Here is an 11,987-nt window from a genome sequence, read left to right as displayed (position 1 = left end):
AATTCACAGTATTCGGAGAGGGAGCGAGATAAACAAAGTGACATTTCAGACCGAACACAGACCATTATGGTCCCCCGGACAACAAGGTTATAGAAATCAATAGCGCCACCAAGCAAGAGCGTTCTATCATCACACTAAAAAAAGAGAAAATAACTTCAATGTCTAGTAGTAATGATAAGCTGCTCCTCGTAACTTCTAATTTAACTAATTTCGGAAAAATTGAGTATAGTCTGGTTGATATTGCAACAGGTAAACGTACCAAAATAAAGTTGCCCTTTTTATCCCGCCAATTTGTCTATATGTCCCCGGACGGCAAGGGGGTCTATTATTTGGGCAGCACTTCTCAGAAAAATCAGGAAGAAGGACGCGGCGTATACTATTATGACTTCACTTCGAAAATCCAAACCCCGATTTTCATACAGGAAGAGGGTTTTATCAATAACTTCATGCTGCTGAACAAATAATCAGTTTCGAGTAATCATATGCCAAAAAGCCGGAAAAAGAGGCTTATGCCTTCTTTCCGGCTCTCTTTACCCATTTCTAATCATCCAACCTTCTGTGGAACCTCCGACACATTCACGCCTTTGACCGATTCGCTTTGTTTTCTCGTTAAAACGATATTCAAGACAATGGCCGTAATCGAGCCGGATACGATGCCGTTTTGCAGCAGCATCTTAGCAAAGCTCGGCAATTGGTCGAACATTTGCGGGAGAACGGCAGAGCCAAGGCCCACGGCAATACTGCATGCCGCGATCAGCAGATTGCTTTCCTTCCGCAGGTCTACTTCGGACAAAATAGACATGCCGGATGCAGCTACCGAACCGAACATGACGATCATCGCACCGCCCAGCACGGCGTTAGGAATGACGGTCGTCAAGGCAGCCAGCTTAGGCAACAAACCAAGAACAACCATGATGCCCCCTGCTGCAAAAATTACGTTACGCGATTTGACGCGAGTTAGCGTGATCAGGCCGACATTTTGCGAAAAAGCTGTGTAAGGGAACGCATTAAAAATACCGCCCAGCATAATCGCAAGTCCTTCGGAACGCAGTCCATTGACGATTTGCTTCTGCTCCACCTTCTGATCAATCGCCTTGCCTACTGCCAGATAAACTCCCGTCGATTCAACCATGCTCACAATATTGACGATAATCATCGTACCTACCGCCATAATGCTAAACTCCGGCTTGCCAAAATAAAATGGCTGCGCCACACTCACCCATGAGGCATCCGCCACGGGAGCAAAATGTACCATTCCCATCGCATAAGCGACCACAGTACCCGCAAACAAACCGATGAGTACAGAAATCGAGCGTAAAAAGCCCTTGGCCACTCGATTTACAAGCAGAATAACCAGTAATGTAATCAACGCCAGCAACAAATTACGCGGCTGTCCAAAATCTGCGCTGCCCTGTCCGCCAGCTACATTATTCATCGCTACCGGGATAAGGGACAAACCGATAATGGTCACAACCGAGCCGGTCACCACGGTCGGGAAAAAGCGTAGCAGCTTGCCATACAGCGGTGCCGCAAGCACCACGAATATACCGGACAAAATAATGGCCCCATACGCGGTCGCCAAATTCGAGGTCGAGGCAATTGTGATCAGCGGTCCTACCGCCGTAAACGTACAGCCTAGAATGACCGGTAATCTGCTGCCGAAAAACCGTGTGCCCATAATCTGTAGCAACGTGGCAATCCCACAGGTGAACAGATCCGCAGCTACCAAATAGGCCATCTGAGCTGGTGTCAGGTGTAACGCTCCTCCTACAATCAGAGGTACGGCTATCGCTCCGGCGTACATCGCCATGACATGCTGGAAGCCCAGCGCAAATAACTTTTGTTTGCTTAACATCCCACATTCTCCTTAACGGAAGGAATCACCGCATCAGCTTCCTCTATAAAATGAACCTCGCCTGGTGCCATGGAAGCGATACGTGCAAGAGAGCGCACAGCAATGCCCCTCTGCTCCAATAGCCCGCGGCCTTCCTGAAAGCTCTTTTCGATAACACATCCAACCCCGGCCAGTTCCGCTCCTGCTTCCTTCACAATATCCGTAAGCCCAACCAAGGCAGCACCAGTAGCCAGAAAATCATCCACGATCAGCACATGGTCGCTGGCATCCAGATATTTTTGGGAAATACTCACCTGATAGGTTTCCTGCCGTGTGAACGAATGAACCTCAGCGAAGTATACCTGCTCATTCAGCGTGATCGCCTTCTTTTTCTTTGCATAAATGAACGGGACACCCAAGGCAATGGCTGTAGCCATGGCAAATTGAATACCACTTGCTTCAATCGTAAGTACCTTGGTAATCGGGGCGCTGCCGAACAGGCGTGCGAATTCCTTACCAATGTCCAGTGCTAACGCTGTATCCACCTGATGATTCAAAAATGAATCTACCTTCAATACGGTGTCAGATAAAATCTGTCCTTCTTGACGAATACGTTCCTCCAAAGCTTTCATTACGCCGATATCGCTCCTTCTGTAATTGAAAATAGAATAAAACCTGCCAAAAACCAAAAAAGGACAGGCTCACTTGAGTTGTTTCTCAAGTGAAGCCTGTCCTTGGGATTCTCGTCCCTTGACGGATTGGGGCACAAATAAATGTCCGCATTCATCCGAAGCCGATGCGCTATCACTCATAGTCGGATGATTACAGTGGTCATCCGGTAGGAACTTTTGGGCCATATCCCCAATATTATACGAGTCATATGAAATTGATACCTTGTATACTACACCCTCTGGCTGGCGGTTTCAAGACCATTTTTCATATAAACAGCGGCATCTGGAGAGCTTTCCACAATTTGAAAATCGGCAAATCGTATCACCCTCTGTTTAAAGCACATATATGGTAGAAAACAGATATCAAAAAACGTAAAACCACACAAAACAACATTTAATTTTATTTATAATTTTAAAAACAAAAATAAAACCAAAAAATATACTTCCGTTTCTGTTGATTACACAGACAAACGGAAGTAGTATGGAGTTAGTTAAGAATAAAAGGCAGACTCTCAGATTGCCGGGATTTCATCCATGCAAGGAGAATAGATATGAGCAACTATCTTGCTGTTGATATTGGAGCTTCAAGCGGAAGGCTCGTGAGTGCAACTCTACAAGGTGAACAAATTCACTTGCAAGAGCTTCATCGGTTCAACAACTCCTTTTCTGAGAGGAACGGACATGATTACTGGAATATCGACGATCTATTTGATGAGATCATCCAGGGACTGCAAAAAGCCAAACAAAACGGGATTGACTCCTGTACGCTCGGTATTGATACATGGGCTGTAGATTATGTGCTGCTTGATAAGGAGGGTAACCGCATTCATGACGTATACGCTTACCGTGATGCACGCACCCTTCATGCGCCCGACAGGCTGCACCAGCTCATCAGTCGAGAAGATGTATATGAGAAAACAGGCATTCAGGAACTAAACTTTAATACGCTGTATCAACTGTTCGTCCATGATCGGGAACAGCTTGCCCAGGCAGATAAAATATTGATGGTTCCCGATTATCTGTACTACCGCCTAACAGGCATCATGATCAATGAAATGACGAATGCATCCACGATGCAGCTTCTCAACGTGAACACCCGCGAGTTTGATGAAGACCTGCTGTCCCTGCTCCAGCTTCGGCGCGATCAATTTTCGGAGCTTGCCGAGCCTGGACGGGTTCTGGGTTCTCTTTTGCCGGAGCTTGTTCAGAAGTACGATCTTCCAGACTGTCAGATCATTCTTGTGCCCACGCACGACACCGCATCAGCTGTTGCAGGGGTTCCATCACAGCGGCAAGAACCCTGGGCTTATATTAGCAGCGGAACGTGGTCACTACTGGGAATGGAACGATCCGAGGCCTTGAATACCAAGGCAGCCATGCAGGCGAATTACACCAATGAGTGGGGCGCTTACGGTACGTACCGTTTTCTGAAAAATATTATGGGATTATGGATGATTCAGGAGGTGAGAAGAGAAGGTGGCTCCGCGTATAGCTTTGCCGAATTGGCCCAACTGGCTTCAGCAGAGACACCGTTTGCCAGTCTCGTCCTCTGCAACCAGTCCTCATTCTTAAATCCGGATAGTATGACCCTTGAGATTCAGCGATTCTGCGAAGAAACGGGGCAGCCCATCCCACACACACCGGGTGCGCTCGCTCGCTGTATTTTTGACAGTCTGGCCTTAAGCTACCGGGATGCCTTGCATGAGCTACAAAGTTTAACAAACGAAACGGTTACCAAATTGCACGTTGTCGGTGGAGGCGCTAACAACGAATTACTATGCCAGCTAACAGCCGATCTTTTAGAAATTGAGGTTCAGGCAGGACCTTCCGAATCGACGGCCATTGGTAATATTGTCGTGCAATTAATTAGCTCTGGTGCTCTTGGAGATCTCAAAGCTGCTGGCCGAACCATTGCCAGCTCCTTCCCGACTCGGCTATATGAGCCGCAATCGGTGGAAGGCATGGAAGAGCTGCTGGATCGCTGGAAAAATCTCAAGATACAAGCAACATCCCTATTCACACCTCAATAAAGGAGTAAAGCCATGAACGAAGCCATTGAAGCGAGTTATAACGAAGCGAAAAAGTTGTACGCCCGCCACGATATTCAGGTGGATGACGTTTTACGCAAGCTTTCAGACATCAAAATATCTTTACACTGCTGGCAGGGGGACGATGTGCAGGGATTCCTGTTCAAAGATAAACAGCTGAGCGGGGGGATTGCGGTAACAGGCAGCTCGATTGATGAAGCGTTTGGTCTGATTGAAACGATTGAAAAGGCAGCGCAAATTTATATGCTCATTGCTCACCATGATATTCAGCAACGGATTACGGATCAGGAATTGGCCGATCTGGCCAAAGCCTTTAACGTCACTCCAAAAAAAGGAATCCTGAACGTATAAACATAAGGCTAACCTATAGCTAGCTCAGCTATAAAAGCTCCACGGCTTGTTTTCATTAGCCATGGGGCTTTTGTCATCAATCGTGTCGTCACCTTTATGCTGACGGCATAAGGAGCTTTGTTTCGATTTTAAAACCACAAATTCCTATGAATTAACTTGTAATTATACCTTTCTTTATATACAATAAACTCAAAATCCCCTTATCTCCACCAAAGGAGAGGTGACGTGTTATGAAAAGAGTAAAAAATGAAGATCACTTCGACATCGTGGAAGACCATTACTTCACAGCTACCGAACTGGAAAAATCCAGTGCCGTATGGCCAGTCCGACTCGGGATGGATATCTCAAAAACCAGCTGTCATGTAGGCCCTAAGGCTGTGCCCTATTTTTATTTCATTTTTGTACTTGAAGGTCAGGCAGAGTTTATTTATAAGCAGAAGAAGTACCGTGTCCAGAAGTCCGATTTATTCTGCTTCTTTCCGCATCTTGCCCATGAATATTACACGGATCAGGAGCACCCGTTGCAAAAGGTATGGATTGCCTTTGAGGGACCCAAATCTCTGGCGCTATTGGAGCGGATCGGGATTAAGCCTTCTGCCCCTTTTATGGCTAACGCGGTGAGCAAGGAAATTCTCGAGCTTATCTCCCACCTCTTTTCCATTGTAAATGACAGCAGCAGACAGGGCAGCGATCTAGCCCGCTTGATTACACTGCATCAGATTTTCGAGGAGCTGTCCCGGGACAAGTCTGACGTGCTTCGCAGCCTGGTATGCTCCGATTATTGGCTCCAGCAGGGGAAAGATTACATTGATATGCATTACTGTGACCGCATTACCATTGAACAAATTGCCGAGCATGTAGGGGTGGATCGTGCGCATTTTTCACGTAAATTCCATTCTACCTTCCTTATCTCCCCCGCCAAGTATTTGCAAAACCTCAAGATTGACCAAGCCAAAAGATTACTGGAGAAGACGACTTACAACTTGTCGATCATTGCCCAATCCATCGGCTACACCGATATGTCCACCTTTTCCAAGGCATTTAAGAAAACAGCAGGAATTCCGCCACGTGAGTACCGCTTCCGGCATCAATCCCGGCAAGAGATTCGTACCGCCAACGCTTAACTGGAGTTCTGCACCGATACAGGAGAATAACCGAAGGGGAACAACCGTATGTCGGTGGCTCTCCTTTTTTTTATGACCTACTCCTAATTCGCACTTGGTTCTCAGCCCTTTCAACGCTATAATAGGCATCAAACCAACAGGAAAGGTACGTGAACTTAATGCTGCGATTCAATGCGATACGTACGGGCTATCTGCTGGGCATCTCACTGGTACTGGCCGCGATCATTTATTTCTTTGCCTCTAATTGGGGAGGACTGGATCGGACGGTCAAAATTGTGCTGGCTGCTGCGCTTATTGTTCTGTTCTATGGCTTGTCCTTTGTATTTGCACGTCTACGTGCCATTCCCGGTCAACAAGTTTTTCTCTCCAATGTATTTCTGGTGGCTGGCTGTATTGCCTTTGGCGTTTCTGTGGCGTTGTTCGGTCAAATTTATAATTCCCACGCGGACAGTTACGGGTTGTTTTTGATTTGGTCCGTCCCGGCTCTGCTGTTTAGCTGGATTACCCGTTACAATCCTTTTTATGTGCTATCCTATGTCCTGATCCACCTCGGCTTGTGGCTTTATTTTTACCCTACGATGCAAGGCGCATCTTATAGCGAACTGGAATCACTATCTATAGCCGGGGTGTTCGCACTGGTCAATCTCGGATTGTTTCTGTTCATGTTCCTTCGCCGTCTAAGCTCTACACCGCTAAGATATATAAGCTTTATCGTTTTCCATATAGCCTTGCTGACCATGACTAACTCTTTTGCATTTGACGAATATGGGCTCGTCATGAATATACCGTGTATCGCTGTGATTGCTATTGGATTTTATGTATTTATTAAAATTCGACTGAACAAAACGCTGCTGACCTTGAATGCATTGGCGGCCTCTGCCTTTGCTGTCTTTAAATTTATCGAACTGACGGAGGCCTACTTCTCTTCTTTGTTTTTTGTTTTTGGTTTAATTTTTGTGGCGCTGCTGCTGACAGGTAATGTATGGTTTTTCCGTTATTTAAACCGCTTGGGCAAATCGAATGCTGCGAAGCCTCATGCAGACACTCCGGACTTGAGTGCACCGGAGGCTGAAACAGCGGTTCCCGAGGAACGCGGCAGTGAATGGATCAGCAAAGCCGTATCCCGTATGATCAAGGTGGTCGGAGTGCTGATCGGCAGTATATCTCTAATCGGGCTAATTACCATTAGCGCGAATGTAAACCACACTGAATATGTGCTGCTGAGCGTGTCTTTGCTGCTTATGATTTCGATGATCGTTATTCCCGACTCCAAGCTTGATTCTGTCATACGTTATACCTTGCTGACCATCAGCTATATTACAGGCTGGGCAGCCATTCTATGGTCAGATCAGTCGTTACTTTCGTTACTGTTTCTGATCGTTTCTATCGCGGGATGGTTTCGCTCCAGGGAGAAACGGCAGCTATTTTTCGCCTACACCTTTGTGAACCTGAATCTGGCGACCATCTTATTTCAGCAGTTTCAGGAATGGGAGCACTGGAACTGGACCTATGAATTCATTATCTTTTCTCTCTTCCTCGTCAATGCCGTGTTATATGGAATAAGCTACTTTGCATTCAAAGCAGGTTTACGAGAGCATCTCAGGGATAGCTCGTTATTTTTCAGCTTGGTATTCCTGTTTTGGGCGACGTTTTTCGAGGATGTCATCCCACACTCTTATATGCTGATTAACATTTTTTATTTTGTTGTTGTCACAGGGATGGTCTTCGTCTTTATCCGTCTAAAACAAAAATCGGCCGCAACAACAAGTGTGGTGTTCTGGTTTATTTTTATCAGCTTCAAATACTATGACTTATTGTTGACGCTATTGTATAAGTCGTTTACCCTCGCGCTGCTGGGCGTCATTGCACTCGGCATTGCCTGGTGGCTGGATCGCCGGACGCCTCATAGTGGCAAGACAGCGTTCGAGGCGGATCATCACAGCTTTAGCTTTATGCGTTTAAGCCCGCTGCTCATCGCCATCGTTATCGCGCTGCAGTTGGGTATCATCGGCTTTCAAACCGTCAGAAGCGAAAACCTGCTCGCCACAGGTGCTTCCATTAAGCTCAAGCTGGCCCCTGTAGACCCGCGTTCCCTGCTGCAAGGCGATTACGTTATGCTGAATTACGATATTTCTACCCCGCCTCCTTCTTCAAGGACACCTCTTCAGGAGGAAGATTGGATGCGCGGCAAAGTTAAAGTCGTCCTCACGCCGGGTAGCCAAGGGGTATATATCGCTAATCGCCTGTACCAGGATGGTGAAAAGCTTGCCAATCATGAGATTGTCTTGAACGGGCAGTGGAATGGTTCTCGCATTCAGTACGGTATTGAGAATTATTTCATTCCTGAAGGGACCGGACGTACTGTTGAACAGAACGCTCATTACGCTTATATTCGGGTCAGCCGCAATGGTGATGCATTGCTGGAACGTTTGGCGGAAAGCTGACCGGAGACCATGGAGTTTAATGTACTATCGTGTCAAGTGAGATGCTGTCCCGCTGTTAGACAGGCGATACGTCGTTAAGCTAACGGGCAGGTTAGTAGTAATTATAGTAAAATGGGTTGAGGCAGCAAGTTCATTTTTGCAGGACGTACCCACCCGACAAAGGAGTTAGCCCTATCAAAACAACGTAAGATTATTTTTACCATAACCATACTCTATACAATTTTGATTCTTTATTTTATATTTCTCGCCTTCGGTAGAATAGGTGCCGCAGAGCGATCCCTTTCGGTATATTGATTCCATTGTTATATCGGATCACCTTTGTTCGATTTATTACATTGTTCTTTCTGTCGATTATCGTGATGGAAACTATACAGGCACTTTCGTTTCTCGGCAGCTTCGATGTTAACGACGCCATTCAAAACTCATTAGGCGCAGCAGTCGGTTTTGGGGCGTACAAGCTTGGTGTTCGTTCAAAAAACGGTTTGCGCAATATTGTGACAACCGCCATTTCCTGTATGGTTCTTTTATCAGGGGTATAGGGATTGTGTGGGATTGTGGATAAAGCGTTAACCAAAGAAGAAGGTCCCTTTGTGGCGATAAACAAATTGATAGACAGCTCTGGAAATTCATCAACTGGAAAAAAAACGAATAGCTTTAAAATAAGCACTCAAAACGTAAAACCTCGCTATAATATGTATGGCGTCGAAGGTGGAAATTTAGAAACGTTCACGTATACGTATAAAGAGGAGATTATTTTCTCCATGTATTACGGGATACCTGAACAAACGGATTATTCCGGAAGCATCCGTGTTTCCGTCGATGGACGCGAGGTATTGGCCAGCTCTGGAGAGGATCAACGCCGTGATCCGGAACTGTTCCCGGCGATGTTTGAGATTCCTATCGAGGCGGGGAGCGAGCTCACGATAACCATTAAGGGGAACGAAAAAATATGGGATGTTGGGTATAGGAAGATGGAATATTTTTGGAACTGAGTCCATAGATGTGACTCAATTAACGGGATACGATAACCCAATGAAATCACGAAAGCAACCGATCACGTCGATCGGCTGCTTTTGTTCAATGTTTCCCGACGACGATTTGAGCTGTAGTAAAGAGAATTTTTATCGAGGAATAAAGTGTAGTACTTCAATTATAAACGAGGAACTATAGGTCAATAATAATAAGATGTTATTACTGAAAGAAACTTTGACGGGGATCATATGAGCGTAGTTTCGGCACTGTTTGTTGGCCCCATTTCCAAACGGAACTTGGTTCGTTGACTTACCTCCATGTTTGCATCCATATTGTTTCTTAGAAATTTAGAGTAAGTCACCTCCAAGCTAGACGTTCTGACATTAGGTCGCTAGCGTGGAGGGAAAAGTGGGTTACCTCTTTATCAACAGTTTTAAAATTTCAAACTGAATCACCTTGAATTATCCCCTTTATCGACGATATTCCTCTCGTTTCTATAATTCCATTCTCGACCAGATGTTCTATTGTAATGCCTGACAATTCGTTTTCCACGGTCGCTTGCACTTGAGAGTATACTCCATGTAATAAATGAGGCATTTTACTTCCCACCGGACACGTGGGATTTGTATTTTGGTGAATGATAAAAAGTTCTTGATGATCTTCAACAGTAGCACGGTATACATCCAATAGTGTAATGTCATTTGCATTTTTGGCAAGCTGTATCGCTGCATTGGTTCCAAGCGTGGATGTAATAAGACCTGTTTTAGTTAGTTTTCTCATAATTCTGCGAATAACTGCCGAATTCGCGTTCACACTCATCGCAAGTAACTCCGATGTGGTTCGTCCGTTTTTATTGAATTCAAGAAAGCATAAGATATGAACGGCTACAGAGAACTGTTGGCTTCGATTTCCCATTTTTGCACGGTCCTTCTTTCTTATTCATGCTTATTTTAGTGTATTGATTTTCAAGAGCCAAATCAAACTAAAAATGTTACAAGAGAATTGACATTTAATTGATGACCTGATATCTTATAAAAAAGTAACAGTAACTGTTACAGATACTATTAAGGAGTGATTTTGATGTTCTATCGTGTAAATGGACTCGATCTTCATGTTGAAGAACAAGGACAAGGAGATACCGCGCTTGTGTTTTTGCACTTTTACGGAGGGTCAACACGAACCTGGAGTAAAATGATTGACGTTTTAAAAGAAGAACACCGTTGTATAGCTTATGACCAACGCGGATGGGGGGGCTCTGATAAGTCTGCTACATCTTATACGATTGAAGACCTGGCTGATGATGCACATGCTCTTATTCAAGAGCTTGGTTTGAAACGTTATGTGCTTGTTGGACATTCCATGGGTGGCAAAGCAGCACAGTTATTGGCCTCGCGTAATCCTTCTGGTTTAGAAGCCTTAATCTTAGTTGCACCATCTCCTCCAAGTCCTCAAAATATGCCACAAGAACTAAGGAATGCAATGGTGCATTTTTATGATAATCGTGAGGGGGCAGAGACTGCTCTTAGTAATCTTGCGTTACTGCCTTTAGAAGAACATATTCGCGAAATGGTGCTTGAAGATATGCAAAACAGTGCACCGTTAGCTCGTGCAGCATGGCCAAAAACTGCCATGCAAGAGGACATATCTGCAGAAGTGAAAAACATCAATGTACCCACACTAGTTCTAGCAGGAGAATCTGATCCCGTGGATCGATTAGAAAGTATGACAAGTGAATTATTGCCACGTATACGTCATGCAGAACTACATGTTATTTCTCAAACCGGCCATCTTTCTCCTTTGGAAGTACCTGATCGCCTCTGTGAGAAAATTTCCGAATTTCTATCCGAGTGATCCTTAAAGTGTTTTAGTCAAGACTTCTAGAGTCTTAGAATCAAGGGATATGGGCTTGGCCTACCTGATAGGAGTGGAATGAATCAGCGCATTTCAGTTCACAGCAGATCATCGATAGATACCTTCCGTTCCTTCGTGATGACTCGGAGGTTAAGTGTAATCTCATTAAACTAACGGGAAACGATAGCACAAAGAAGAACACAGGCTGCCATCGGCAGCCTGTTGAGCTAACGGGCAGTTATGTATGGAAAAATTACTATATAGACACTACACCAGGATCCTGCCGCTGGGATGACATGCAACCAAACTAATGGGAGATATGCTAAATTTTTAGAGTGTCATTAACGTTCTATTTATCCGGATAAACGCCAATCCAAAATTACTAGTGGTATTGGAGTTACAGAACTATTTTTGGTAATATTAAACTATCAGCTGAAATTTATTAAAAGGAACAAAAAAAATGACTAAAAGTAAACTTACTCCCTTTATATTAATTTTTTATATGGGCTGGACAATTAAGGAGCTAACATTTCATCCCAAAATATCTGATTTGGAGCTTTATCTGATATCCTTCTTGATAAAATTGATTTTTTGGATCGGGCTGGTGGTCATTTATTTCATATATATTGATCGAGTAAGGCCGCAACAAATCATCGGCTACTTAAAATTAAAACACAATGTTATCAAGGGAG

9 protein-coding genes, 2 pseudogenes and 1 riboswitch are annotated in these 11,987 nt (G+C 44.7%); of the genes and pseudogenes, 8 read left to right on the top strand and 3 right to left on the bottom strand.

Annotation, left to right across the window (positions count from 1 at the left end; translation table 11 throughout):
* Window positions 1-158: 158 nt before the first annotated feature.
* A complete protein-coding gene (locus L693_RS0108495) occupies window positions 159-464 on the top strand; it encodes a hypothetical protein (protein WP_049825098.1) in 306 nt (101 codons plus the stop codon).
* 80 nt (window positions 465-544) lie between these two features.
* On the opposite strand, the gene L693_RS0108490 is transcribed toward L693_RS0108495, so the two are convergent.
* Complete coding sequence (locus tag L693_RS0108490; protein WP_025716896.1) at window positions 545-1,855, bottom strand: nucleobase:cation symporter-2 family protein; 1,311 nt, start codon at window positions 1,853-1,855, stop codon at window positions 545-547.
* Window positions 1,849-2,466: a xanthine phosphoribosyltransferase gene (locus tag L693_RS0108485; protein WP_025716895.1), complete on the bottom strand. Its 618-nt coding sequence runs from the start codon at window positions 2,464-2,466 to the stop codon at window positions 1,849-1,851. Before L693_RS0108485 ends, L693_RS0108490 begins: the two co-directional genes overlap by 7 nt.
* Before the next feature lie 159 nt (window positions 2,467-2,625).
* Window positions 2,626-2,729: riboswitch (purine riboswitch) on the bottom strand.
* Window positions 2,730-3,056: 327 nt separating this feature from the next.
* Here L693_RS0108485 and rhaB point away from each other — a divergent pair.
* The 5 genes and pseudogenes from rhaB (at window position 3,057) to L693_RS0108460 (ending at window position 9,464) form a co-directional block, all read left to right on the top strand.
* On the top strand, window positions 3,057-4,535 hold the full coding sequence (gene rhaB / locus L693_RS0108480; protein WP_025716894.1) for a rhamnulokinase: 1,479 nt from the start codon (window positions 3,057-3,059) through the stop codon (window positions 4,533-4,535).
* Between the two features lie 12 nt (window positions 4,536-4,547).
* A complete protein-coding gene (locus L693_RS0108475; RefSeq protein WP_025716893.1) occupies window positions 4,548-4,904 on the top strand; it encodes an L-rhamnose isomerase in 357 nt (118 codons plus the stop codon).
* Between the two features lie 230 nt (window positions 4,905-5,134).
* Complete coding sequence (locus tag L693_RS0108470; RefSeq protein WP_025716892.1) at window positions 5,135-6,028, top strand: AraC family transcriptional regulator; 894 nt, start codon at window positions 5,135-5,137, stop codon at window positions 6,026-6,028.
* A 158-nt stretch (window positions 6,029-6,186) separates the two neighbouring features.
* Complete coding sequence (locus tag L693_RS0108465; RefSeq protein WP_025716891.1) at window positions 6,187-8,472, top strand: GDYXXLXY domain-containing protein; 2,286 nt, start codon at window positions 6,187-6,189, stop codon at window positions 8,470-8,472.
* 132 nt (window positions 8,473-8,604) lie between these two features.
* A pseudogene (locus L693_RS0108460) lies at window positions 8,605-9,464 on the top strand (VanZ family protein).
* 421 nt (window positions 9,465-9,885) lie between these two features.
* Here the strand turns inward: L693_RS0108460 and L693_RS0108455 are convergent.
* Window positions 9,886-10,359 (bottom strand): Rrf2 family transcriptional regulator, encoded by a 474-nt coding sequence (locus tag L693_RS0108455; protein WP_025716890.1) that lies wholly within the window; start codon window positions 10,357-10,359, stop codon window positions 9,886-9,888.
* 165 nt (window positions 10,360-10,524) lie between these two features.
* On the opposite strand from L693_RS0108455, the gene L693_RS0108450 reads away from it, so the two are divergent.
* Together L693_RS0108450 and L693_RS31215 are read left to right on the top strand one after the other, a co-directional pair.
* On the top strand, window positions 10,525-11,295 hold the full coding sequence (locus L693_RS0108450) for an alpha/beta fold hydrolase (protein WP_025716889.1): 771 nt from the start codon (window positions 10,525-10,527) through the stop codon (window positions 11,293-11,295).
* A gap of 460 nt (window positions 11,296-11,755) precedes the next feature.
* Window positions 11,756-11,987: pseudogene (locus L693_RS31215) on the top strand (CPBP family intramembrane glutamic endopeptidase); the annotation flags it as partial.

The sequence above is a fragment of the Paenibacillus sp. 1-18 genome (assembly GCF_000520755.1).
Taxonomy (GTDB): Bacteria; Bacillota; Bacilli; order Paenibacillales; family Paenibacillaceae; genus Paenibacillus; species Paenibacillus brasilensis.
Note: the sequence above shows the minus strand (reverse complement) of the source record. Positions and strands in the feature narration are given on the sequence as shown.